This window comes from Halomonas llamarensis (genome assembly GCF_023555005.1).
Classification (GTDB): domain Bacteria; phylum Pseudomonadota; class Gammaproteobacteria; order Pseudomonadales; family Halomonadaceae; genus Vreelandella; species Vreelandella llamarensis.
Window position 1 is genome coordinate 1 of record NZ_JAMJPJ010000025.1, and the last position, 25,347, is coordinate 25,347.

Genomic DNA, 25,347 nt, shown 5'->3' on the forward strand with positions numbered 1-25,347 from the left:
GGTCGAGTCGCTTGCCTTGATAATCGGTGATTTATCACCCTCATCGGCAAGCGCCCACATGAATTACCTGATCACATTATTAAAGAGCATGTCGTTGAAGGAAGTCATTCGATAACCTGAATGGCTTACCTCAGCGAGGAAGGCGTATTCTACGCATTCCGTGGTGTTTGTCAACTCGCTTTCCGCTAAAATGGCGATAAACGCGTGAAGGCAATAGTCGAGCGATTGATACAAACTAACAAATCAATCAACCCCCTAACCTCCTGACAAACCAAGGTTTTTACACCTCAATCACCGCTGGTAACGCTGTGCGTCCCCGGCAGCGGATGCGTACTATACGGGTTCAATGACGGGTTGGCAAGGGGTTGTGGCATAAAATTCAAATAAGCGTCACACGGGCGTAGCGCTTCTTCCCTGCTTGAATGACATACGCCTTGCCTGTGGCCAGCATCGTATCCTGAGCAACGACGTCGCCATCGACTTTAACGCTGCCGTTTTTCAGCATGTCTTTGGCTTGGGCACTGTTCTTGGTCAGCCCTGAACGGTTTAGCACAGCGGCTATCGGTGCCTGCTTACCACCATCAAAGTCGACCTCGACTTCGGGCAGGTCTTCGGGCAGCTCGCCATCGGCGAGCTGATTACCCGCTGACTTATGCGCATTCGCCGCTGCTTCTTCATCGTGATAACGACCAATTAGCTCACGCGCCAGCACCATTTTGATATCACGTGGATTCGCGCCTTGTTCAACGTCACCCTTCAGCGCCTCGATCTCTTCGTTGGATTTCAGCGATAACAGCTCGAAGTAACGCCACATTAAGCTATCGGGCATGGACACCAGTTTGTTAAACATCGAACCTGGCGTGTCGTCGACCCCAACATAGTTACCCAGCGACTTGGACATCTTCTGCACGCCATCCAAGCCTTCTAAAAGCGGCATCGTGATGACCACCTGCGGCTCATGACCGAAGTGTTTTTGAATTTCGCGCCCCATTAGCAGGTTAAATTTCTGATCAGTGCCGCCTAGTTCGATATCAGCGTCTAACGCGACGGAGTCGTAACCTTGAACAAGTGGGTAGAGAAATTCGTGAATCGCAATGGGCTGATTGGCTCTGTAGCGCTTTTCAAAATCATCCCGCTCAAGCATACGTGCGACTGTGCTTTGGGCGGCAAGCTCAATCATTTTGGCAGCAGAAAGCTCGCTAAACCATTCAGAGTTAAAGCGCACCTCGGTTCTTTCCGCATCGAGGATTTTAAACACCTGCGCTTTATAGGTTTCGGCGTTGGCTTTGACTTCTGCTTCGGTGAGCGGCTTGCGGGTCACGTTTTTACCCGTCGGGTCGCCAATGCGGCCGGTAAAGTCACCGATCAAAAAAACGACCGTGTGGCCTAGATCCTGAAACTGGCGCATTTTGGTCAACAGAACACTATGGCCTAAGTGAAGATCCGGCGCGGTAGGGTCAAATCCTGCTTTAATGCGCAGCTTGCGGCCAGAGGCGAGTTTTTGCTTCAACTCGTCTTCCACCAAGATTTCATGTGTGCCGCGTGACAGCAGCGCTAGCGCCTGATCCACCTCGCTCATTGCTTTTCTCCATTGGCTCAATCCGCCCAGCGGGGGCGTTAGGGGTGATAAATAGCGCATGATGTTATCATGCTCGCTACGTTTGGTTGAGCCTTTGCACGCGTGAAACCACCCAATCCTGCGCTAGCTTCAAGAGAAAGCCCTATGCAAAACGCGCCTGAACGCTATCTCGGCTTAATGTCCGGCACCAGTCTCGACGGCATTGATGCGGCGCTGGTTGAGCTCTCGCCCAATACCGCACCGCGTCTTATCGCGACCCATGCCGTCGCGATGCCGCCCCTCTTACGAAAAGCACTGCTGACGCTGTGTCACGCCGAACAAGCGAGCTTTGTCCAGCTTGCCACTGCCGAAGAGGCTTTCTGCCAACTGCAGGCCGAGGCCGTGAACACCCTACTGCGCCAACAGGCGCTCGCGCCCGGTGATATTCGCGCCATTGGCAGCCACGGCCAAACGATTGAGCATGCCCCCAACGGCCACAACGGCGGCCCTGCCTATACGCTACAGCTCGACAACCCGAGCCGGCTTGCCGAGCTAACGGGCTGTTATGTGGTCGCCGATTTTCGCCGCCGCGACTTAGCCGCCGGCGGCCAGGCGGCGCCGTTAGCACCGGCGTTTCACCAAGCGCTTTTTCAGGCGAATAACCAAGATCATGTGGTATTAAATCTGGGCGGTTTTGCCAACATCACATGGTTACCACCGGGCACCGCAGCACCACTGGGGTTTGATACCGGCCCGGCGAACGTACTCTTGGACGCATGGTACCAACATCACCACAACGGCACATTCGACCGCGATGGCCGCTGGGCCGCCAGTGGAATAATCGATCACGCGCTGCTTGAGCGGCTTTTGAGCGAGCCGTTTTTTCACCAACCACCGCCACGCAGCACCGGCCGCGAGCTATTTCATCTACCCTGGTTGGCGCGTCATTTAATCGGCGAAGAGAAAGCACAAGACGTGCAAGCAACACTCGCGGAGCTTACCGCCGCAAGCGTTGCCCAAGGCATTACGCAATTAATTGGTGAGACGCCTTTCACGCTGGTTACTGCTGGCGGCGGAGCCCACAACGGTGACTTATGCCAGCGGATTGCGCTCTATCTGCCGAAGGCAACGCTCAGTACGCCGGACGCCTGGGGCTGGCCTGCCGACTGGATCGAAGCGGGGGCATTTGCTTGGCTGGCGTACCGGCGTTTGCACAACTTGCCAAGCAATTTACCCAGCGTTACCGGCGCCGCCGGGCCACGGGTACTCGGCGGTGTTTACGCCCCGTGAGCAACGTTATGGCAAGCGGCTAAAAGTCATCTTCGTCGCGCAGCGCTAAGCCGCTAGGCACTTGCTCATCAAGCGACATGTCAGCGTCAGCCCCGCCGTATTTGAGCATCATGCGCAAATCGTTAGCCGAATCGGCGTGCGCGAGCGCCACCTCTTCGGTGATATCCCCCGCTTGGTATAGATCAAATAGCGCCTGATCGAACGTCTGCATGCCGCCGTCACGGGATTTCGTCATGGCCACTTTAATCTCTCCCACCTTGCCTTTGCTGATCAGGTCCGCGATGCGCGGCGACTGCAGCATGATTTCAATAGCCGGGCAGCGTCCGCCGCTCTTATTGGGCAGCAACTGCTGCGCCACAATGGCGCGAAGATTGAGCGACAGATCCATCCAGATCTGCTCGTGGCGCTCATGCGGGAAGAAATTGATAATGCGATCTAACGCCTGGTTAGCATTGTTAGCGTGCAACGTTGCCAAACAAAGATGCCCGGTTTCGGCAAACGTCAGCGCGTGTTCCATGGTTTCGCGCGTGCGAATCTCACCGATCAGGATCACATCCGGCGCCTGGCGCAGCGTGTTCTTTAACGCCACCTCAAATGATTCGGTATCGATCCCCACTTCGCGCTGATTCACGATGGCGCGCTTATGCGGGTGAATGTACTCAATCGGGTCTTCGACACTAATGATATGCCCACCAACGCTCTCGTTACGCTGCTGGATCATTGCCGCCAGCGTGGTGGATTTACCCGTACCGGTACCGCCGACCACCAGCACCAGCCCGCGTTTCGCCCGCGCCAACTCGCCCAACGCAGAAGGCACGCCGAGGCTTTCCAGCGCCGGGATTTCCAGCGAAATACGCCGAATCACCATCGCCATCTGGTTGCGCTGCTGAAACGCACTGACGCGAAAACGGCCTTTATCCCCGAAGCTCAACGCAAAGTTAGCCTCCCGATCTTCCTGAAAACGCTGACGTAAGCCTTCCGGCACGGTATGCGTAACCAGCTCTTTTACCTGATATTCGCTGAGCGGCTGTTTCCCCAACGGGGTTAAGCCATCGGGCATCTTAAAGCTCGGCGGCGCCCCCACCGAAATGAGCAAGTCGGAGGCCTGCTGCTCGACCATAATGCCGAGAAGTTGGTGCAACCATTGGGTCGGTGTGACGGTTTCACTCATGCTTTTCTCCTTGTCTCTGCCATCGACCGTCAAATCGACAGCTCACCCTTGGCGCGTGCCTGTGCCTCTTCACGACTGACTTTTCCCTCTTTCACCAGCTGCGTCAGCGAGGCATCAAGTGTCTGCATGCCAAGGCCACCGCCGGTTTGAATGGCCGAGTAAATTTGCGCCACCTTATCTTCGCGAATCAAATTACGCACGGCTGAGGTGGCAATTAAGATTTCGTGGGCAGCCACGCGCCCCCCGCTCTGGCGCTTGAGCAACGACTGCGACACTACCGCTTGCAGCGATTCAGAAAGCATTGAGCGCACCATGGATTTTTCTTCGCCGGGAAACACGTCAATGATCCGATCAATGGTTTTGGCCGCCGAGGTGGTATGCAGCGTGCCAAACACCAGATGGCCCGTTTCCGCCGCCGTCAGCGCTAAGCGAATGGTTTCCAAATCGCGCAACTCCCCAACCAGAATGACATCCGGGTCTTCACGCAAGGCACTGCGTAAGGCATCGGCGAAACTGTGGGTGTCGCGGTGTACTTCACGCTGGTTAATCAAGCAGCGCTTACTGGTGTGAACAAACTCTACCGGGTCTTCAATGGTGAGAATGTGCTCGTAGCGGTGGTTATTGACGTAGTCAATCATCGCCGCGAGCGTTGTCGATTTACCCGAGCCGGTGGGGCCGGTTACCAGTACCAAGCCGCGCGGCAGCATGGAGAAACGCTCAAATACCTCACCAAGCCCCAGCGCCTCCATCGACAGCACTTCATTGGGAATGGTGCGAAATACCGCCCCCGCGCCACGAGCTTGGTTGAAGGCATTCACCCTGAAACGTGCTACGCCAGGCACTTCAAAGGAAAAATCCACTTCCAAGTGCTCTTCGTAGTCACGCCGCTGGCGGTCCCCCATGATATCGTAGATCAATTTACGTACGTCGTTGTTTTCCATCGCTGGCACATTGAGTCGGCGAATATCGCCGTCAACGCGTATCATGGGCGGCAATCCTGCGGATAAATGCAGGTCAGAGGCATTCTGCTTTGCCGAGAATGCCAGCAGTTCGGTAATATCCATCTCACTTCCCCAGCTGCGGTAAGGTGCTTGAGTATGACAGAGATTGCGCTTGATGCGTCACTCGCCAGCGCACGTGAACGTTTAACGCGCGCGCTAGACGCCGCCGGCCGGCCTCACGATGACGCTTGTCTCCTCGCGGTGAGCAAGACCAAGCCCGCCTTGATGATCCGCCAGGCTTGGCAACTTGGCCAACGCGAATTTGGCGAAAACTACCTTCAAGAAGCGCTGGATAAGCAAACGGAACTGGCTGATCTCGACGGGATCGTGTGGCATTTTATTGGCCCGTTGCAATCCAATAAAACCCGCGCGGTGGCCGAGCACTTTGATTGGGTACATAGCGTCGATCGGCTCAAAATTGCTAAGCGCCTAAGCGAGCAGCGCCCTGAAACATTAGGCCCGCTCAATATCTGCCTACAAATCAATATCAGCCGTGAAGAAAGTAAGGCCGGTGTGATGCCGGAAGCGCTCGATGAGCTTGCCGCCGCAGTGGCCGAATTGCCGCGTTTGCGTTTACGCGGGCTGATGGCGATTCCCGCCCCTGCCGAGACGTTAGACGCACAGCGCAAGCCGCTTGCGGCACTGCGTAAAGCGCAAGAAACGCTTAAGCAAGCGCTACCTGAGGCGCCGCTGGACACGCTTTCCATGGGCATGAGCGATGACCTAGAAGCCGCTATTTTGGAAGGCGCAACACTCGTGCGCTTAGGCACGGCGATTTTCGGCGCGCGTAATCCGCGCTAGCACCCCGTCTCATTCACTACTTACGTTACAAGGACATCCCATGGCGAATCACATTACCTTCATCGGCGCCGGCAACATGGCAAGCGCCATCATTGGCGGCCTCATCGACAGCGGCTTTTCCCCTTCGAGCATCACCGCCACCTCGCCCGACGACGCGATGCTAGCCCCCGTGCGCGAGCGCCTGGGCATTCATACCGATACCGATAACAACGCCGCCGTTAGTCAGGCCGATGTTGTGGTGTTGGCGGTGAAGCCACAAATCATGCGCGAGGTGTGTGAGGCGATGCGCGACAGCGTTCAGCGTCAGAAGCCGCTGATTATCTCGATCGCCGCAGGCCTTGATGCCGACACCATCGATAGCTGGCTTGGCAGCGGCAATGCATTGGTGCGCTGCATGCCCAATACGCCCTCACTGGTGGGCTACGGCGCCAGCGGCCTCTTTGCTAACGCTCGTGTCAGCGCTGAACAGCGCGACGTGGCCACCGAATTAATGAAAGCAGTCGGCATTGTTGAGTGGGTAGAGGATGAGGCGTTACTCGATGCGGTGACCGCGGTTTCCGGTAGCGCCCCGGCCTACTTTTTTTTAATGTTTGAAGCCATGGAAGAAGCGGGCGTTAAGCTGGGCCTACCTGCGGCAACGGCGCGGCGTTTGGCGATACAAACCGCCCTCGGCGCCGCTACCATGGCCAAACAGAGCGACAAAGACCCGGCGACGCTAAAACAAAACGTGATGTCACCGGGCGGCACCACCGAGCGGGCCATTGCCCACCTGGAAGAGGCCAACCTGCGCACCAGCATGGAGGAGGCGATGCAAGCCTGCGCCAAACGCGCCCAAGAAATGGCCAAAGAGCTAAGCGGCAAATCTTAATCATCCACGCGACGTATATCATACGCACTATCACGGACCATCACGTGACGACGGAGAGAACATAATGGGCAACTCACTGGGCAGCGCGGGCCTGATGCTGGTCAACTCATTGATCAACATTTACCTGTTTATTTTGATGCTGCGCTTTTTGCTGCAGGCCTCACAAGCAGATTATTACAACCCGCTAAGCCAAACGGTGGTAAAAATCACCCAGCCGGTGGTAGGGCTTTTTCAGGGCTTTCTCGGCCCGGTCGCCGGGCGCTTTGACCTCGCCACCTTAGCCGCTGGTTTTGTGCTGAAAGTGGTGAGCATGGTGGCGATCTTTATGGTGATCGGCGTGGGGATCCCGCCCATCGTTGGCCTGTTAATTGGCGGGGTGGCGGCACTGGCCAATGCGATTTTAAAAATCTATTTTTTCGCCCTGATCGTGATGATCATCCTGAGCTGGGTTGCCCCCAATGCCAGCCACCCTGGGGCGCTGCTGGTAATGCAGATCGTCGAGCCGATCATGTCGCCGGTGCGCAAGGTGATCCCGCCGCTGGGTATGATCGATCTTTCCCCTATCGTGGTATTTATCGCTATCAACCTAATTGACGGGTTAGTCGTCGGCGCGCTTGTGCGAGCGGCCGGTATTTCTGGTGCGCTGATTGGGCTTTAATGTTTCGCCCAGGGCTTACGCCATTGAAGATCGTTCTTGCAAGCGGGGTTTATGCAGTTCATGCCTGATTCACACACTGAGGCGGCGGACACTCACTCGGCGAGCACTCTCCCAGCGGATTCTGTGGGCGTTATTACCCCGGAAACCGCGCATTTTGATACGCCGCTTTCCCTGGCGTGTGGCAAAGTGTTGCCCGAGTACGATGTGGTTTATGAGACCTACGGCACGCTTAACGCCGAGCGCAGTAATGCGGTGCTGATTTGCCATGCGCTTTCAGGGCATCACCACGCGGCGGGCTACCATCGCCGTGATGACCGCAAACCGGGCTGGTGGGACGCCCATATTGGGCCGGGTAAATCCATCGATACCAATCACTTTTTTGTGGTGTCGCTCAACAACCTGGGCGGCTGTCACGGCAGCACCGGGCCGCTGAGCCACAACCCGGAAACCGGCCGCCAATGGGGGCCGGATTTCCCCATGATAACCGTCAGCGATTGGGTCGAAAGCCAAGTACGGCTGGCAGATTATCTTGGCATTGAACGCTGGGCCGCCGCAGTAGGTGGAAGCCTCGGCGGTATGCAAGTGTTGCAGTGGAGTCTGGCTTACCCCGAACGCATCGCCAACGCGGTGGTCATTGCCGCCACACCACGCCTATCGGCGCAGAACATTGCCTTTAACGAAGTGGCGCGCCAAGCGATTCGCTCCGACCCCGACTTTCATGCCGGGTGGTACGGTGAGCACGACACCGTGCCCAAGCGCGGGCTTAAGCTGGCGCGCATGGTGGGCCATATTACCTATCTTTCTGAAGACGCGATGGGCAGCAAGTTTGGCCGTGATTTACGCAGCAACGACTTAAACTTCGGTTTCGACGTCGAGTTTCAGGTGGAATCCTATTTGCGCCACCAGGGCGACACCTTCTCCACCACGTTTGACGCCAACACCTACTTGTTAATGACCAAGGCACTCGACTACTTCGACCCAGCGGCGATCTACGGCGGCGACCTTTCTCGCGCGCTAGCGCCAGCGCAGTGCCCATTTTTGGTCATGAGCTTTACCAGTGATTGGCGCTTTCCGCCCTCGCGCTCTCGCGAGCTTGTAGACGCCCTGATTCATGCGGGCAAGCCCGTGAGCTTTGCCAATATCGACTCCCCCTTCGGCCACGATGCCTTCTTGCTGCCGGATGAGCGCTATCACGCCATGTTCAGCGCCTTTATGCAGCGCGCCGCGCGCGAATTGAACCTGGACACGCATGCCAGCAAGGAGGTGACATTGTGATGCGCGCCGACCTAGACATCATTTACGACTGGGTGCCGCAAGGCGCTCGTATTCTTGACCTTGCTTGCGGCGATGGCGTACTACTCGAAGCGCTGGCTAAGCACAAAAATGTCAACGGCTATGGGTTAGAAATCGACCCGAACGGCATCACGGGCTGCGTCGAGCGCGGGGTCAACGTCATCGAGCACAATCTTGACGACGGCTTAAGCAGCTTTAGCGATAACGGCTACGATCAGGTGATCATGACCCAAGCGCTGCAGGCACTGCGCCGCCCGGACAAAATGCTCGATGAAATGCTGCGCGTCGCCGAAGAGGGCATTATCACCTTCCCCAATTTCGCCTACTGGCGCCACCGTGTTCACTTGGGGCTGCGCGGCTACATGCCGGTGTCCAAATCACTGCCGCATGCCTGGTTTGATACACCCAACATTCACCTATCGACTTTTAACGATTTTGAACATCTGTGCCGCGATAAAGGTCTGATAATTGTGGATCGTGCCGTCGGCGTCGGCGATCATCGCGGTCACTGGACGTCGCGCCTGTGGCCCAACTTATTTGGCGAAATCGCCATCTTTCGCGTTCGGCGCCGAGAAACTTAAATGGGAGAGAAAACGTTATGCTAAAACGCGCTTTACTTACTGGCCTTGCGTTCGTCGGCTTAAGCCTTACCGCGCTGAATGCCCACGCCGAGCAATATACCCAGGTGGGCGACTATCAAATTCACTACAGCGCCGTGAGCACCCGCTTTTTAACGCCAGAGACCGCTCAAGCATACAACCTGCAGCGCAGCGCTGGCCTAGGGCTCGTCAACGTGAGCGTACGCGAAGCGCAGGAAGACGGCAGCACCCGCCCCGTTAATGCCAGCGTGCAGGGCAGCGTCGGGGGCCTCGCCGGGAATCGCGAGTCGATGAACTTTCGCACCGTACATGAAGACGACGCCATCTATCATCTCGCCACCTTCACCCTGCGCGACGACGAATCGATGCGCTTTGAGCTCGACGTTAAATACGACCGTAACGCCGATCCCGAACCGGTCAACTTTACCCAGCGTTTTTATATCGAACGTTAACCCCACACCGGCAACGCCCGCGAAAGTCTAATCGCTGTGGGCGCTTGCCCCTCTCGCTCAAATGCCACGCCATAGGCGAGCACTTCAACGCCGTGACGCTGCGCTTCTTCCAGCGCCGCAGCATAGGCTGGATCAATATGCGCCGCGGGCGCGACATCCTCAATGCCCTCGTGGGCAACACAAAAAAGCAACACTGCACGCTCGCCGCTCTGTGCTAGCCGGGCAAGCGTTTGCAGATGCTTGGTACCACGCACGCTCACCGCATCGGGAAAATAGCCATGGCCGTCGGCTTCTTTCAGCGTGACCTGTTTCACCTCGATATAGACGTTTCCCTGCACCGGATCTGAGAGCAGAAAATCAAGCCGCGCCTCATCGACTTTTACTTCACGCTTGAGCGTGGCGTAGCCTGCCAGCGCTGCAACGGTCCCGTCGCTAAGCGCGGCCTCAACGATACGGTTGGTGCGCCCGGTGTGCACCGAGGCCAACGCCTGAGTGCCATCGGACTGCGGCAACTCGATCAGCTCCCACGTCCACAAAAGCTTGCGCTTGGGGTTATCGCTGGGTGACAACCACACCCGGCAGCCCGGCACATTAACCGCTTTCATTGAGCCCGTATTGGGGCAATGAGCGACGACCTCACGACCATCGTCGAGGCGCACATCCGCAAGAAAACGCTTATAGCGCTTGAGCAAAACCCCCGGCACCAGCGCGGGGTAACACAGCGTCACAGCCGGCTCACAAAACGGGCAATGCGCGCAACCGCTTCTTCAAGTCTTGCGACGTCATTGGTAAACGCAATGCGCACATGGTGCTCACCATCGCGGACGGCAAAATCGATACCCGGCGTAATGGCGACGTTTTCCTCTTCTAGCAGCCGCTCGCAGAACGCTTGGCTATCGCGGCTGTAGCGGGAAATATCCAGCCACAGATAAAACGCGCCTTGCGGCGGCAGGTCGGGCGCCAAACCCAAACGTGCAAGCCCGTCGAGCAGCACATCGCGGCGGTTTTTCAGCGTTTGCCGACGCGCTTCGAAAATATCGCGGCTTTCTGGCGTAAACGCGGCCAGCGCAGCGTGCTGCGAGGGCGTCGGCGCGGCGAGAAAGACGTTCTGCGCCAAGCGTGTTAGCGGCTCGATCGCCGCCTCTGGCGCGACCAGCCAGCCCAAGCGCCAACCGGTCATACCGAAATATTTGGAAAAACTATTCACCACAAAGGCATCATCGGTGAGTGAGAGCGCGGAGAGCGGCGCCTCGTCGTAGTTGAGGCCCTGATAAATTTCATCGACCAGAAGTGTGCCATCGCGCTCGGCGACCGCCATCTGCACGCCAGCGAGCGCGGAGGCGTTGAGCGTATGCCCGGTGGGGTTAGAGGGCGAAGCAAGCATCGCCAAGCGCGTATTAGGCTGCCAATGCTCGGCGACAAGCGCCCTGTTAAGCTGCCAGCCGCTATCACGCCCGACCGAGACCGCGTCTACCTCGGCCCCGGCCAGCGCCATAAAGTGGCGATTACACGGGTAATTAGGGTCGGCCATCAGTACACGATCGCCCGCTTCTACCAGAAGTTGGCTAGCCAGCAACAACGCGCCGGAGGCTCCGGGGGTAACGATAATGCGCGCCGGGTCGACGCTGGCGCCAAAGTGCTCGCGGTAGTGGCGTGCAATCGCCTCGCGAAGCGCCGGCAGCCCCGCCGCCGGTGTATAGCGCGTCAGTCCTTGCGATAGCGCTGCCTGCCCGGCGGCAATCACCGGCTCAGGCGTCGGAAAGTCGGGCTCGCCCACTTCCAGATGAATCACATCATGCCCGGCCGCTTCCCGTGCTTGGGCCATTTCAAGCAGGTGCATCACCCGAAACGGGGCCACCCGCGCGACTCGCGAATTCCACGCCATATTCGATCCTTATTTCATCGCCGTGCCGCGCTCTTTTTGCTAACGTGCCGACCATATGTGGGGTAACTATCGTATAAGAAGCGTCATTATGCTTGCAACGGCGCCATTTTTCAGCTAAACAAGCATCCCTTTGGCGGAAGATCATTACCTCGCCGGTAATGGTCGATCAGCAGTCATTTACGTAAGGGGCAGTCTTATGCCAGTAGCGGAAAAGAAACCGGAAGCGTCCATCACCCCGTACGAAGCGGCACCGGGTGAAGAGTACATGAACGAGCAGCAGCTGGAACACTTCCGTCAGCTCCTGCTGGAATGGAAGCAGGATCTCATGGAAGAGGTGGATCGCACCGTTCGCCACCTGCAAGAAGACGCCAACAATTACGCCGACCCGGCCGACCGCGCCACCCAGGAAGAGGGGTTCAGCCTGGAACTGCGCACCCGCGACCGTGAGCGCAAGTTGCTGAAAAAAATCAACGAAACGCTAGAGAAAATCGACGAAGACGATTATGGCTTCTGCGAAGCTTGCGGCGTCGAGATCGGCATACGCCGTCTGGAAGCACGCCCGACGGCAACGCTATGCGTCGACTGTAAAACCCTGGCTGAGCTCAAAGAGAAACAGTTAGGCGGTTAAACCCTCTATGCCGACGTTTAACGGGCGCCTCGCCAAAGGTGCCCGTTTTTGTGTGGCTTTTATTTGTGTGCTCTAACATTGGCTTATGACGACAGCCTGATACGATAGCGTCATGCATTCACTCCCAACGTATCGTGGCCGCTTTGCCCCAACACCTTCTGGGCCGCTGCACCTAGGGTCGCTTGTAGCGGCACTGGGCAGTTTTCTTGATGCCCGCGCATCCCAAGGCACTTGGCTAGTGCGGATCGAAGATATCGACCCGCCACGCTGCCCGGCGGGAACGGCGGAGACGATTTTGCGCCAGCTAGAAGCGTTCGGCTTGCACTGGGACAGCGACGTTACTTGGCAGCACACCCGTGACGATGCCTATGAAGAGGCGCTGGAACAGCTCAAAGCAGCGGGGCTGGCCTACCCGTGCAGCTGCTCGCGCAAACAATGGCGCGAGTATCCTATCTACCCTGGCTGGTGCCGCAACGGTGTTTCTGAGCCAGAGAAACCAGCGGCTTGGCGGCTGCGCAGCGATCTCGGCGAGCGCCCTATTCGCTGGGAAGACCGCCTATTCGGGCCGCAAACCTTCGACCCTGCAGAATTGGGTGATGTGGTGCTCAAACGTAAAGACCGGCTCTGGGCGTACCAACTTGCCGTGGTGGTGGATGACGCCGCGCAAGGCATCACCGACGTCGTGCGCGGCATTGACCTGCTTGATAACACCCCTTGGCAGCGCCAGCTCCAGCGCGCGCTGGGCTACCCTGAACCTCGCTACCTGCACCTGCCGCTGATCGTCACACCCGAAGGCCAAAAGCTCTCTAAGCAGAACTTTGCGCCACCGCTTGCTGACGATGCTGCAACGATCCGGCGCCAGCTATTTTGGGCATTGCAGGCGCTAGATCAAGCGCCCCCACTTGAGCTTGCCAAGGCGCCCCCGGCCGAACAGCTCGCCTGGGGTATCGAGCACTGGTCAGTATCTCGTATGGCCGCTACCGCGCACCGCTCTGCGCTCTAGCGCATTCAAGGAGTCGCGATGTACGTTTACCGAATCATGCTGTTTTTGGTGTTTGGCGGCTACCTGCTCTCACCGCTTTTGATGAACGGCTGGGGCAACCCTGATATCGCTTGGTACCGGCCGTTTCTGATCTGGGGTGTCTTGATCGCCCTTACCGTGTGGCTGGAGCAGAAAAGGAAACTCGATGAGCGTTGACGTTATCTCACTGCTGCTGCTTGGGGTAGGGTATCTGGCGCTGCTATTCATCTGCGGCGTTGCTGTCGAGCGCGGTTGGTTACCTGTCCGTATTACCCGTCACCCCGCTGTCTATACGTTAGCACTTGGCGTTTATGCCAGCGCCTGGGCCATTTACGGCAGCATCGAACTCGCCGCTAACGCTGGGTTTGGCTATCTGGCCTACTACTTAGGCGCCGCCGGGGCGTTTCTGCTAGCGCCCGTGCTGCTGGTGCCGATTCAGCGCATCACCCGCACCTATCAACTCGCGTCACTGGCCGACCTGTTTGCCTTTCGTTTTCGTTCACGCTGGACGGGGACGCTCGTCACGCTGGTGAGCCTACTGGCAGTATTGCCGCTTCTCGGCATCCAGGTCAAAACGCTCGGCGAAGCCGTCGATGTGATGACACAAAGCACTCAAGGCGCGGACATCTCGCTGCTATTCTGCGTGATAATTGCCGCGTTCGCGGTGTATTTTGGCGCGCGCCATAGCCATCTCCATGCGCGCCACGACACGCTGCTCGCCGCCATTGCCTTTGAGTCGATTGTTAAGCTCATCGCTATGCTCACCCTAGGGGCTGTCGCCCTTTGGGGTGTATTTGACGGCCCTCAGCACCTTCAGCAGTGGCTGGGAAGCGAAGGCCAAGCGCTGCAAGCTCAGACATCCAAGCTTGAACCGGCCCACTGGCGCACGCTGCTGCTGCTCTTTTTTGCCGCCGCCTTTTTGATGCCGCATTTATTTCACATCACCTTCGCCGAAAACCTCTCTCGCAACACCTTACTGCAAGCCAGCTGGACGCTGCCGCTGTTTTTATTGCTTATGGCGCTACCCGTGCCGCTAATCTGGTGGGCGGCACAGGCTCAAGTCGACACACCCATTACGCTCCCGGCTTATGCCACTTACGTGATTCACGCCCATCCCTGGGTTGGCGCGCTAGCGTTTCTTGGTGGCCTCGCCGCGGCAAGCGGCACGATGATTATTATTTCATTGGCGCTTTCCGGCATGGTGCTAAACCATATTGTGCTGGTCGCAAGCCCACCGGAAGCGCGTACGGACCTCTACGGCTGGCTACGCTGGCTACGCCGAGGTCTTATTGTGGCGGTGATTATCAGCGGCTGGCTGTTTTACACCGGCGTGGGGCACCATCAAGACCTAACCACTCTTGGGCTTGCCGCCTTTGTCGGTATGGCGCAGTGCCTCCCCGGCATGCTGGCGCTGCTCTACTGGCCTGGCGCCAACCGTAACGGCATGGTGGCGGGCTTGCTCGCGGGTGTCCTCGTTTGGCTCTGGGGGCTGTGGTTGCCGCTTTTTGTCGCCATTCCAGTGCCAACACTGCCTTTTACACCATTGCTCCCGCCCGACTCACCGCTGTGGTATCAGGTAACGTTGCTATCTCTCGCAGCCAATATTTTATTGCTCATCACTATTTCGCTGTTTAGCCGCACCTCTGAAGGGGAAAAATCCGCTGCCGAAGCCTGCTCGGTGGATGCCGTGATTCGCTCCAAGCGACTGCCGCTGGAAGCCGCTACCGTGGAAGACTTCACGCTTCATTTAGCCCAAGCGCTAGGCGACGAAGCAGCCCGTCGCGAGGTTAACCGTGCCCTCATGGCGCTGCATATCAACCACTATGAGCAGCGCCCCTACGCTCTACGCCGCCTGCGCGATCGCATTCAGGCGAATCTTTCCGGGCTCATGGGGCCATCAGTGGCGCGGGATATCGTCGACCGCTACCTGCCCTACCGCCATGACGACGCGCCGGTGACCGATGACATCCATTTCGTCGAGAGCCGGTTAGAAGCCTACCGCTCGCGGCTAACCGGGCTTGCCCGCGAACTCGATGACTTGCGTCGCCACCACCGCCAAACCCTCACCCACTTGCCAGTCGGGCTTTGCGTGTTTGGCGATGACAGCGAACTACTGATGTGGAACCAAGCACTCGCAGAACTTTCCGGCATCAGCGGCGAGAGCGTGATCGGCTCGCGCCGTGATAGCTTGCCTGCCCCCTGGCCCACCCTGTTGGGCAGGGTACTTGAGAGCGACAACGCCCCGCTTTATAAACAGTCGGCGCACCTGCATGGGCGCGATTATTTTTTGACCCTGCACAAGGCCGAGCTCAGCGGTGACGATAGCCGTGGCGGTAGCGTCGTGCTGATCGAAGATCACAGCGAGATGAAACGCCTCGAAGACGAGCTGGTTCACGCCGCCCGCTTAGCCTCCATCGGCCAGCTCGCCGCTGGGGTCGCGCATGAGATCGGCAACCCGATTACCGGCATCTCGTCACTGGCGCAAAATCTGCGCTACGATACTGATGACCCGATACTGCTAGAAACCGCTGACCATATTCAGACTTTGACCCAGCGCGTCACCAAGATCGTCAACTCGCTGGTGGGCTTTGCCCACGGGGGCCGCCAGGCTATACCGCTGCCCACCGACCCGGTCAACCTTACGACCATTAGCGAAGACGCGCTGCACTTGATCCACTTGGCACGCTCAGGCGAGGATGTCACGCTAACCAATACTTGCTCGACAGAGATTGTGGTGCGCGGTGACGCGCAGCGACTCACTCAAGTGATGGTGAATCTGCTCGGCAACGCTCGCGACGCCTGTGCGCCTAGTGGTCATGTAACGATTAGCGCCGGTATCGACTTGCACCACGCTTGGTGGCAAGTCAGTGATAACGGCCACGGCATCGACCCAACCGTGCGTGACCGGCTATTTGAACCGTTCACCACCACCAAGCCCGCCGGGGAAGGCACCGGACTTGGGCTTTCACTGGCGTACCAAATCATTACCGAGCACCAGGGCAAGATTGACGTGGCGTCACCGCCGCCTGGCCACTCGCGCGGCACAGCCATCACGCTATGGCTTCCGCTTTATCGACAGGATGACATAACGCCCTATGGCCAAGATTCTGATTGTTGAAGATGAAGCGATCATTCGCAGCGCGCTAAAGCGTCTGCTGGAACGTCATGACTATCAGGTCAGCGAAGCCGGCAGCGTTGAAGCGTGCGCACCGTTGGAACTGCGCGGCTTTGATCTGATCATCAGCGACCTGCGCTTACCCGGCGAGCCCGGCAACGCACTGATTGAGCGCGCCTCACCAGTGCCTGTCCTGATTATGACCAGCTATGCCAGCATGCGCTCGGCAGTAGAGACGCTCAAACAGGGCGCGGTGGATTACGTGGCCAAACCGTTTGACCACGCGGAACTGTTAGAAACCGTCTCACGGATTCTGCATCAACAATCCATGCAGAAAAGCGAGCCGCCGAATATCACCGATGAGGGGGGCAGCCGTCAAAGCATGATCGGTGATTGCGCGGCTATGCAGCAGGTATATACCCGCATTCGCAAAACTGCGCCGGCCGATGTCTCCGTGCTGATCCAAGGCGAATCCGGCACCGGGAAAGAGCTGGTCGCGCGTGCCATTCATCAGCAAAGCCAACGCATCAACGCACCGCTGATTTGCGTGAACTGCGCGGCGATCCCGGAAACGTTGATCGAATCGGAGCTTTTTGGTCATGAAAAAGGCGCTTTTACGGGCGCGAGCGCGGCACGAACGGGGTTGGTTGAAGCCGCTGATGGCGGCACGTTGTTTCTGGATGAAATCGGCGAGCTGCCACTTGATGCTCAAGCACGCCTTTTACGCGTGTTGCAGGAGGGTGAAATCCGCAAGATCGGCTCGGTCGAGACGCGCCACGTCAATGTGCGCTTAATCGCCGCCACCCACCGCGACCTTCGCGCGCTATCCAAAAACGGTGAGTTTCGCCTGGATCTTTATTATCGCTTAAACGTCATGCAGATCGATCTACCCCCGCTACGCGAGCGCGGCGATGACGTCCTCGAAATCGCCGATATCCTGCTGGACAAAGCCTGCAAGCGCCACCACCGCGAAGGGCTTAGGCTATCGCGTGCGGCGCGTCAGGACCTTCGCGACTATCCTTGGCCCGGCAACGTGCGCGAACTGGAAAACGCCCTTGAACGCGGCGTTATTCTCGCGGAAGGGCATCTGATTCACCCGGATGACCTTGGCCTCGCACCGGCGGCCACACGGCCTCAACCCACCCCGCCAACGCAAGCAACCGAGAGCGGCGGCGACCCTGCGGAAGGCGATCTCTCGCTAGAAGATTACTTTCAGCATTTTGTGCTGGAACATCAGGACCAGATGAGCGAAACCGAGCTGGCACAAAAGCTCGGGATTAGCCGCAAAAACCTCTGGGAGCGTCGTCAACGCTTAGGAATCCCACGCAAAAAAATCGCCCGCCACTCGCCTTAGCCCCATTGCCTCCGACCAACGTCTACTTCACGAAAGCCGCTGTTTATTGTCTTTCCTAAGCGTTACGCCACCACTGTTACCTGTGCACACAACCCCCGCCCAAATCATGCCAAAAACAGGTAACACTTGTTTAGCGACGGCGTCGCTTCACCGCACAAATTAAACCTAAGCAACTGAAATTTAAAATTTTTTAAAATAATGGCACGCCACGTGCAATGTATATAGGTAAGAAAAACAAGCACGAAAAAACATGGGCTGTGCGGCGGTCGCTCTTAAACGAGACCCAACAAAAACAACACCCGACACCGCACCCACCTGAGCCACAATAAAAACAACAGGGCCAGGCAGAGATAGCAGTACAAACAAAAACAACAGACTGTATCTCGACTTGCAGCGTGGCAAAGCTGCCACGCAACACGAACAAAAACAACACAACGCAAGTGCCCGTTAAGACGCGATGTACGCATAAAAGGCAAAAAACAACAACTATGCCCCCTACGCGTGCAGCCCGGTAACAACAACAACCAACCGGGTGGAGAAAATCGCGATTGGATTATTGTTTTGAATACGAGGCGGTCGGAATCCATTAGGTTTCGAAAAAAGATGCTAACGCCTACTGACTGCGGTGCGTATTCAGGGCGATGTGCCAACATGAAGAAAAACAGCAGCACGGACGCTGGTTGATTGCTTAATAGGGGAGGCCATTATGGCCTCCCATTTCTGCGTTTAAGCGCCCCTGCTCGCGCTTTGACACCGCAGTACGCTTTGCAAGGCGCTAAGCGTCGGCTACACTCAGCCACTTTACGAATCTTGCGAATCGAATCCACCGCATATTCAATGGATTTACCCATTGTCTGAGCAACGACCTCTTACATAACCTGGGAGAGCATTTGAAATCCCTGCTCGAATCAAAAAAACATCCCGATGGTGAGCACAAGCCGCGTATCATTCCACGCGCCGAGCACCCTGTGTCTCGTCAGCACATCAGCGACGCGGCGCTCAAGGTCCTTTATCGGCTGGATGGTGCTGGCTTTGACGCCTTCCTCGTCGGTGGCTGCATCCGCGATGCACTCCTGGGCCTGATGCCCAAAGACTTCGACGTAGCGACCAACGCCACGCCCGAACAAGTACGCGAGCTATTCCGCAATTCGCGTCTGATTGGGCGGCGTTTTCGTATTGTTCACGTGCGCTTTGGCCGTGAAGTGATCGAAGTCACCACGTTCCGTGGCAAGCCCCAAGATGAGCACGATAACCACATCGCGCAACAATCCGACGCGGGCCTACTGCTGCGTGATAACGTCTGGGGCAGCATTGAAGAAGATGCGCTGCGCCGCGACTTCACGGTCAACGCGTTGTACTACAGTATTGCCGACTTCAGTATTCACGATTTTGCCGATGGCGCGCACGATATCGAAACCCGCACCCTGCGGCTGATCGGCGACCCACAAACGCGCTACCGCGAAGATCCGGTGCGGATGCTGCGTGCGGTTCGCTTTGCATCAAAACTCGACTTCACACTGTCGCCCGAAACGGAAGCGCCGATTTACGAACTCGCCCCGTTGCTGCTGCAAATCCCCCCCGCGCGCCTGTTTGATGAAGTGCTTAAGCTCTTCATGGCAGGCCACGGCTTAATGACCTTCCGTATGCTTAGCCATTACGGATTGTTTGGCATGCTCTTTCCCGAAGCGGAAGAAGCCATGGCCGACGCCGGGTGGGCCGAACAGCTGATTGAGGCGGCGCTGACGAACACTGACAAGCGTATCGCCGATAGCCGCCCGGTGACACCGGCGTTTCTGCTCGCAGCATTTTTATGGGCCCCGGTAGTACATCGTCAAGCGCAGCTTGAGAGCGATGGCATGCCCGCCATTCCCGCGCTCCAGGCGGCTGCCCAACAGGTTATCTCGCGCCAATTGCACCATACGTCAATCCCTAAACGTTTTGGCATGCCGATGCGCGATATTTGGGAGCTGCAGGCACGGCTACCCCAGCGCCACGGCAAGCGCGCGTTCCAGACCCGCGAACACCCGCGTTTTCGCGCCGCCTATGATTTGCTTCTCCTGCGCGAGCAGGCAGGCGAGATTCCACGTGAACTCGGCGACTGGTGGACCGCCTTCCAAGACGGTGACGAACACGAACAGCGCCGCCTGATCCAAAAGGCCGGGGGCGACCCAGCAAGCCAAGGGCCCAAAAAGAAACCCCGTAAGCGGCGGCGACGCAAACCGCGTCAGGCGACGGAGTGATACCATGCCGAACACGTCACTGGCGTATATTGGGTTGGGCAGTAACGTGGATAACCCCGCTCAGCAGGTAACACAAGCTTTATCCGAGCTTGACCAGTTGCCGCTGAGCCGCCTTGTGGACGCTTCATCGCTTTATCGCAGCAAGCCGGTGGGGCCGCAGGATCAGCCTGACTTCGTCAACGCCGTGGCTGCGCTTGAAACCCGCCTATCACCGCTGGCCCTATTGGATCAGCTGCAAGCGCTGGAGCAGCACCACCGGCGCCGACGAGAACACCGCTGGGGGCCGCGCACGCTGGATCTCGATGTATTGCTGTTCAACCACACTCACATCGCGCATACCCGGCTGTGCGTGCCGCACCGAGAAATGCACGCTCGCGCTTTTGTGCTACGCCCCCTCATCGAGATAGCCCCGCACTTGACGCTAAACGGGCAGCCGCTTGAGTACTGGTTGGCGCCGTTGGCCGATGAGATTACCCCTCTCGACAGCAAGCGCTGATTTGGGTAACAATTGTGGGTTACGTCATATCTGGCGCCCATTGAGAGGCGCTCACCATGGCCTGAAGGCCTAACGCAGAACACGAGATCACGCCATGAAAACCGTCACCCTGAGCACGCTGCAGGCGTTTAAACGCGCCGGCGAAACGTTCAGCTGTTTGACCGCCTACGACGCTTCCTTCGCCCACGCCGCCAGCCAAGCCGGCATTGACGTGCTGCTGGTCGGCGACTCTCTGGGCATGGTACTGCAAGGAGAGCAAAGCACCCTGCCAGTGACGCTGGATGATATTTGCTACCACACTCGCTGCGCTGCCCGAGGCAAAGGGGCGAGCCTTTTGATGGTCGATTTGCCCTTTATGAGCAACGCAAGCACTGAACAGCTATTGCGCGATTCAGGCGAATTAATGCGCGCCGGCGCTGAGTTGGTCAAGGTTGAGGGCGAAGCGTGGATGGCTGACGGTATACGTGAACTGACGCGTCGCGGCGTCCCCGTATGCGCGCATTTAGGGCTAACGCCGCAGACGGTGTATCAGCTAGGTGGCTATAAAGTGCAGGGACGCGACGCCGAGCGCGCCGAGCAGATTATTAACGACGCCAAAACGCTGGTTGAGGCCGGCGCTTCAGTGATTTTGCTTGAGTGTGTCCCAGCGAGCTTGGGCAAAGCCGTGACGGAAGCGCTCGACGTACCCGTCATCGGCATTGGTGCTGGCCCGGACACCGACGGCCAGATTTTGGTTATGCACGACATACTTGGTATCACACACGGTCGTACGCCCCGTTTTGTTAAAAACTTTCTGGCCGAAGCCGATAGTATCCAGGGCGCTTTCCAACGCTATCACCACGATGTGAAGCAACGTGTGTTTCCCGCTCCAGAGCACTGTTTTTAACCAAGCACTACTTTACACCAAGCACCGCTCTTAGCCACGGCACGGTTTTAACGACCACACAGTTTTAACGACGACACAGCGCTAATGAGGCCAGTGGCTCGCTGCGTTTCGGAGCTTTTATGCGTACTTTGCGAGAAATTTCACATCTGCGTGACGCGCTCAGCGAGTATCGCCAGCGCGGTCAGCGCATCGCGTTAGCCCCTACCATGGGCAATTTGCATGCCGGTCATCTAGCGCTGATTGAAACGGCGCGACAGCACGCCGATGTGGTGGTTTCAAGCCTCTTCGTCAATCCAATGCAGTTTGGCCCAGGCGAAGATCTTGACGCCTATCCTCGCACGTTTGAGGCCGACCAACAGGCACTAACAGACGCTGGCTGCGACGTACTTTTTGCCCCCACCACACAGGCGCTTTACCCTAACCGGCTTGATGCGCAGACCAGCGTGCATGTACCCGTGGTCAGCGAAGGCCTCTGCGGCGGTGATCGTCCCGGCCACTTTGATGGCGTTGCGACGGTCGTCACCATGCTTTTTAACCTAGTGCAACCCGATGCGGCTTGTTTTGGCGAAAAGGATTATCAGCAGTTGGCGGTCATTCGCAAAATGGTGGCTGATTTGCACCTTCCTATTGAGATTATTGGTGTGCCGATTGTGCGGCATGAAGACGGCCTCGCCCTCTCTTCGCGCAATGGTTATCTAAGCCCTGAAGAGCGCGCTAAGGCACCCACGCTCTACCACACCCTTTGCGCGATGCGCGATGCACTTGAAAATGGCGCGGACCACCGCGAAGTACTACAACAGGGGCATGAAGCACTGTATGATGCTGGATTTAACCCTGACTACATCGAACTGCGTAATCACACGCTCGGGCCGGTAGAGGCCACAACCCGCGATGCTGTGCTGCTCGCAGCGGCTAAAATGGGGCCTGCACGGCTAATTGATAACCTGACATTGACGCTCCCCGTTTCAACCGACCACATCCGCTGACGTGGACGTCGCGTCAGCTCAGTAATAAAGGTACATCCCATGCAAACCATTATGCTCAAAGCCAAGCTTCACATGGCCCGCGTCACACACGCAGTGCTTAACTATGAAGGCTCCTGCGCCATTGATGGAGACTTGCTGGATATGGCGGGCATCCGTGAAAACGAGCAAGTCCAGATCTACAACGTAGAAAACGGCGAGCGCTTCACTACTTATGCCATTCGTGGCGAAGAAGGCTCCCAAATGATTTCCATTAACGGCGCCGCGGCGCATCTGGCCAGTCCAGGGCATCGCGTCATCATATGCAGCTACGCCCACTATGCAGAAGCTGAGCTGGATAACCATCAGCCGGCGTTGGTGTACCTGCAAGAAGGCAACGTCGTCAGCCACACAAGCAACGCGATTCCGGTACAGCTTGCCTAATCGCACACGCTATCTTGCTGATTAACGGGCCGTTCTTACGGCCCGTTTTTATTTGGTGCAAAAAGCGTGTTGCCGCGTCGCACACCCTTCCCCTATGCTACAAGAAGGCTTTAATGTAAAGGCCAAGTCGGCTCAATACATGCCTGATTCATGCTACCTAGGAGTTCTCTTATGCAAGACGTGGTGATTGTTGCAGCACGCCGTACTGCGGTCGGCGCTTTTGGCGGCTCCCTTGCCGGTATCCCCGCAAGCGATCTCGGCGCACTCGTTATCAAAGACATCCTTAGCTCAACGGGTGTGGCGCCGGATCAAGTTGATGAAGTATTACTCGGCCAAGTACTTACCGCAGGTGTTGGTCAAAACCCGGCGCGTCAGGCATCCATCAAAGCGGGGCTCCCCGATGCCGTTCCCGCGATGACCATTAACAAAGTCTGCGGCTCTGGCCTGAAAGCACTGCATTTGGGCACTCAAGCGATTCGCTGCGGCGATGCAAGCGTTATCATTGCTGGCGGCCAAGAAAACATGTCCGCCTCACCGCACGTACTGCCTAACTCGCGCAATGGCCAGCGGATGGGCGACTGGAAGGCCATCGATACCATGGTGCATGATGGCCTGTGGGACGCTTTCAACGACTACCATATGGGTATCACCGCCGAAAATCTCGGCGAAAAGTACAGCATTACCCGCGAGGAAATGGACGAGTTCGCTGCAGCGTCGCAGCAAAAAGCCGCCCAAGCGATCAAAGATGGCAAATTCAAGAGTCAAATCGTGCCAGTGGAGATCCCGCAGCGCAAAGGCGACCCGGTCGTGTTTGACACTGACGAGAACCCACGTGAAGTGAGTGCGGATAAGCTTGGCACTATGCGCCCCGCGTTCAAGAAAGACGGCACAGTCACGGCCGGTAACGCCTCTGCGCTCAACGACGGCGCCGCCGTGGTGATGCTTTGCTCCGCCGACAAGGCGAAAGAGCTTGGTCTTGAGCCGCTCGCGCGCATCGCCTCTTACTCCAACGCTGGGGTTGACCCCGCCATCATGGGTATTGGCCCGGCACCAGCGACTCGCCGCTGCCTGGAGAAGGCCGACTGGAGTTTGGAAGACCTTGATCTTGTCGAAGCCAACGAAGCCTTTGCCGCTCAGGCGCTGTCCGTTAACAAAGAGCTCGGTTGGGATGTTAGCAAGGTCAACGTCAACGGTGGCGCGATTGCCCTTGGCCACCCGATCGGCGCCTCTGGCTGTCGCGTACTCGTAACGCTACTGCACGAAATGATCGCCCGCGATGCCAAAAAAGGCCTCGCCACGCTGTGTATCGGCGGTGGCCAAGGTGTGGCACTCGCCATCGAGCGCCCCTGATACCCTAATCAGGTAAGCTAGCAGCCAATGCCCCCAATTAACGGGGGCATTTTTTATCGTGACTCATCAGCGGGGCTTCTTCACTACAGAGCTCTTCCCCACAATGCGTGACGGCGTTTTCCACACTAACAAGACACCTAATAAAAACAGCCCTGACGCGGCCCACATGGCGATAGGCAGGCTAGTGCCATCGACAATACGCCCACCCAGCATGGCGCCCAAGCCAATGGACATATTGAAGGTAAATGCCATCAGCGCCGTGGCGGCTTCGGTATTGGGTGCGGTACGCAAAATCCACGTTTGAATGCTCACCGATACGCTGCCAAACACCGCGCCCCACACCATGAGCAACATCACACCGCTGCTCGGCTGAACGCCCAGCAACGGGAACACCGCGACCACGACAAGCAGCAGGCTGGGAATCGCCAACACCGCGCGGTAAGGGTGCCGCCCAGCAAAGGAGCCTGCCACAATATTACCCACAATGCCTGCCGCACCATATAACAGCAGCAGGCTACCCACATGGCGCTGGGAAACCCCACTGATCTCTTGCAGGATAGGGCTAATAAACGTGTAAGCGGCAAAGTGCCCAACCACCACAAATGCCGTCGTAAGCACCGCCACGCGCACGCCACGATTACTGAACTGCTGCGCCAGAATGCGCAGGCGCACCGGTTCTCGTGGTGGTAAAGGCGGTAGCCACCACCACAACGCTATCGCTGTTAACAAGCTTAAAACGCCCAGCGCGCCAAAGGCGACTCGCCAGTTGCTGAAATCCCCCAGTAGCGTTCCCAGCGGTACGCCCATCACTGAGGCCGCCGCGACGCCACCAAAGATCATCGTCATCGCTTTAGGTACTTGTGCCTCAGGCACTAGGCGCGGGGCGATACTCCCGGCAACGGCCCAAAATCCACCAATACTCAGCCCTACCAACACACGGGCGGCGAGCAGCAGGATAAAGCTGCTGGCCAATGCCGAAAAGACACTTCCTGCCACCATCACGACCATCAATACCGTGAGCATGATGCGCCTATCCAAACGCCCCACCGCCACCGGTAACAATGGGGCTGAGAAAGCCGCAACAACGCCAGGCACCGTCACCATTAAGCCCGCCATGCCTGGGGTAACATCCATTGAAGAGGCCACCTGGGAAAGCAACCCAATCGGCAACTGTTCCGCAGTGACCAGTAAAAAAATGCCGATCATCACGGCCACCACCGCCCACCAGCGCGGCGCTTGCTCCTGTTCCATAGCGGATTGCTCCCTGACTCTTTA

General features: G+C 57.5%; 24 protein-coding genes. 18 read left to right on the plus strand and 6 right to left on the minus strand.

The genetic code is table 11. From position 1 onward, the window contains the following. Positions 1-379: 379 nt before the first annotated feature. Positions 380-1,579 carry a tyrosine--tRNA ligase gene (gene tyrS / locus M8006_RS13245; protein WP_250082986.1) on the minus strand — a complete coding sequence of 400 codons (1,200 nt, stop codon included), beginning with the start codon at positions 1,577-1,579 and terminating at the stop codon, positions 380-382. Between the two features lie 144 nt (positions 1,580-1,723). On the opposite strand from tyrS, the gene M8006_RS13250 reads away from it, so the two are divergent. After that, positions 1,724-2,848 carry an anhydro-N-acetylmuramic acid kinase gene (locus M8006_RS13250; protein ID WP_250082987.1) on the plus strand — a complete coding sequence of 375 codons (1,125 nt, stop codon included), beginning with the start codon at positions 1,724-1,726 and terminating at the stop codon, positions 2,846-2,848. A gap of 19 nt (positions 2,849-2,867) precedes the next feature. On the opposite strand, the gene M8006_RS13255 is transcribed toward M8006_RS13250, so the two are convergent. Together M8006_RS13255 and M8006_RS13260 are read right to left on the minus strand one after the other, a co-directional pair. After that, on the minus strand, positions 2,868-4,019 hold the full coding sequence (locus tag M8006_RS13255; protein ID WP_250082989.1) for a PilT/PilU family type 4a pilus ATPase: 1,152 nt from the start codon (positions 4,017-4,019) through the stop codon (positions 2,868-2,870). Positions 4,020-4,048: 29 nt separating this feature from the next. Beyond that, on the minus strand, positions 4,049-5,083 hold the full coding sequence (locus M8006_RS13260; RefSeq protein WP_250082991.1) for a type IV pilus twitching motility protein PilT: 1,035 nt from the start codon (positions 5,081-5,083) through the stop codon (positions 4,049-4,051). Positions 5,084-5,116: 33 nt separating this feature from the next. On the opposite strand from M8006_RS13260, the gene M8006_RS13265 reads away from it, so the two are divergent. From M8006_RS13265 to M8006_RS13290, 6 genes are all read left to right on the plus strand, one after another. Then, complete coding sequence (locus M8006_RS13265; RefSeq protein ID WP_250082993.1) at positions 5,117-5,821, plus strand: YggS family pyridoxal phosphate-dependent enzyme; 705 nt, start codon at positions 5,117-5,119, stop codon at positions 5,819-5,821. A gap of 40 nt (positions 5,822-5,861) precedes the next feature. Then, positions 5,862-6,689: a pyrroline-5-carboxylate reductase gene (gene proC / locus M8006_RS13270; RefSeq protein ID WP_250082995.1), complete on the plus strand. Its 828-nt coding sequence runs from the start codon at positions 5,862-5,864 to the stop codon at positions 6,687-6,689. 64 nt (positions 6,690-6,753) lie between these two features. Then, on the plus strand, positions 6,754-7,347 hold the full coding sequence (locus tag M8006_RS13275; RefSeq protein ID WP_250082996.1) for a YggT family protein: 594 nt from the start codon (positions 6,754-6,756) through the stop codon (positions 7,345-7,347). Between the two features lie 60 nt (positions 7,348-7,407). Further along, positions 7,408-8,622, plus strand: a complete 1,215-nt coding sequence (metX, locus tag M8006_RS13280; protein ID WP_250082998.1) for a homoserine O-succinyltransferase MetX — start codon at positions 7,408-7,410, stop codon at positions 8,620-8,622. After that, the gene (gene metW / locus M8006_RS13285) at positions 8,622-9,221 is read left to right on the plus strand and encodes a methionine biosynthesis protein MetW (RefSeq protein ID WP_250083062.1); all 600 of its coding nucleotides are present in this window, start codon (positions 8,622-8,624) and stop codon (positions 9,219-9,221) included. The genes metX and metW overlap by 1 nt, the downstream gene beginning before the upstream one ends. A 17-nt stretch (positions 9,222-9,238) precedes the next feature. Beyond that, positions 9,239-9,691, plus strand: a complete 453-nt coding sequence (locus M8006_RS13290; protein ID WP_250083000.1) for a DUF4426 domain-containing protein — start codon at positions 9,239-9,241, stop codon at positions 9,689-9,691. On the opposite strand, the gene sfsA is transcribed toward M8006_RS13290, so the two are convergent. Continuing rightward, on the minus strand, positions 9,688-10,419 hold the full coding sequence (sfsA, locus tag M8006_RS13295) for a DNA/RNA nuclease SfsA (RefSeq protein WP_250083002.1): 732 nt from the start codon (positions 10,417-10,419) through the stop codon (positions 9,688-9,690). The genes M8006_RS13290 and sfsA overlap by 4 nt on opposite strands. Then, positions 10,416-11,576, minus strand: a complete 1,161-nt coding sequence (locus M8006_RS13300; protein WP_250083005.1) for a pyridoxal phosphate-dependent aminotransferase — start codon at positions 11,574-11,576, stop codon at positions 10,416-10,418. Before M8006_RS13300 ends, sfsA begins: the two co-directional genes overlap by 4 nt. 196 nt (positions 11,577-11,772) lie before the next feature. Between M8006_RS13300 and dksA the strand changes: the two genes are divergently transcribed. From dksA to M8006_RS13355, 11 genes are all read left to right on the plus strand, one after another. Further along, complete coding sequence (gene dksA, locus M8006_RS13305; protein WP_250083007.1) at positions 11,773-12,204, plus strand: RNA polymerase-binding protein DksA; 432 nt, start codon at positions 11,773-11,775, stop codon at positions 12,202-12,204. Between the two features lie 112 nt (positions 12,205-12,316). Next, positions 12,317-13,207 (plus strand): tRNA glutamyl-Q(34) synthetase GluQRS, encoded by an 891-nt coding sequence (gluQRS, locus tag M8006_RS13310; RefSeq protein WP_250083009.1) that lies wholly within the window; start codon positions 12,317-12,319, stop codon positions 13,205-13,207. 18 nt (positions 13,208-13,225) lie between these two features. After that, positions 13,226-13,402 carry a hypothetical protein gene (locus M8006_RS13315; protein ID WP_250083011.1) on the plus strand — a complete coding sequence of 59 codons (177 nt, stop codon included), beginning with the start codon at positions 13,226-13,228 and terminating at the stop codon, positions 13,400-13,402. After that, entirely contained in the window at positions 13,392-16,343 is a 2,952-nt protein-coding gene (locus M8006_RS13320; protein WP_250083012.1) for an ATP-binding protein, read from the plus strand. The genes M8006_RS13315 and M8006_RS13320 overlap by 11 nt, the downstream gene beginning before the upstream one ends. Further along, positions 16,321-17,694 carry a sigma-54-dependent transcriptional regulator gene (locus M8006_RS13325; RefSeq protein WP_250083014.1) on the plus strand — a complete coding sequence of 458 codons (1,374 nt, stop codon included), beginning with the start codon at positions 16,321-16,323 and terminating at the stop codon, positions 17,692-17,694. Before M8006_RS13320 ends, M8006_RS13325 begins: the two co-directional genes overlap by 23 nt. 830 nt (positions 17,695-18,524) lie before the next feature. Beyond that, positions 18,525-19,934 (plus strand): polynucleotide adenylyltransferase PcnB, encoded by a 1,410-nt coding sequence (pcnB, locus tag M8006_RS13330; protein WP_430886831.1) that lies wholly within the window; start codon positions 18,525-18,527, stop codon positions 19,932-19,934. 4 nt (positions 19,935-19,938) lie between these two features. After that, positions 19,939-20,430 (plus strand): 2-amino-4-hydroxy-6-hydroxymethyldihydropteridine diphosphokinase, encoded by a 492-nt coding sequence (gene folK, locus M8006_RS13335; protein ID WP_250083017.1) that lies wholly within the window; start codon positions 19,939-19,941, stop codon positions 20,428-20,430. Between the two features lie 94 nt (positions 20,431-20,524). Further along, the gene (gene panB, locus M8006_RS13340) at positions 20,525-21,316 is read left to right on the plus strand and encodes a 3-methyl-2-oxobutanoate hydroxymethyltransferase (RefSeq protein ID WP_250083019.1); all 792 of its coding nucleotides are present in this window, start codon (positions 20,525-20,527) and stop codon (positions 21,314-21,316) included. 119 nt (positions 21,317-21,435) lie between these two features. Continuing rightward, positions 21,436-22,302: a pantoate--beta-alanine ligase gene (panC, locus tag M8006_RS13345; RefSeq protein WP_250083021.1), complete on the plus strand. Its 867-nt coding sequence runs from the start codon at positions 21,436-21,438 to the stop codon at positions 22,300-22,302. 39 nt (positions 22,303-22,341) lie between these two features. After that, complete coding sequence (gene panD / locus M8006_RS13350) at positions 22,342-22,722, plus strand: aspartate 1-decarboxylase (RefSeq protein WP_250083022.1); 381 nt, start codon at positions 22,342-22,344, stop codon at positions 22,720-22,722. A gap of 171 nt (positions 22,723-22,893) precedes the next feature. Then, complete coding sequence (locus tag M8006_RS13355) at positions 22,894-24,072, plus strand: acetyl-CoA C-acetyltransferase (RefSeq protein WP_250083024.1); 1,179 nt, start codon at positions 22,894-22,896, stop codon at positions 24,070-24,072. Between the two features lie 66 nt (positions 24,073-24,138). Here M8006_RS13355 and M8006_RS13360 read toward each other — a convergent pair whose 3' ends face one another. Continuing rightward, positions 24,139-25,323 (minus strand): MFS transporter, encoded by a 1,185-nt coding sequence (locus M8006_RS13360; protein ID WP_250083027.1) that lies wholly within the window; start codon positions 25,321-25,323, stop codon positions 24,139-24,141. Positions 25,324-25,347: the final 24 nt, after the last annotated feature.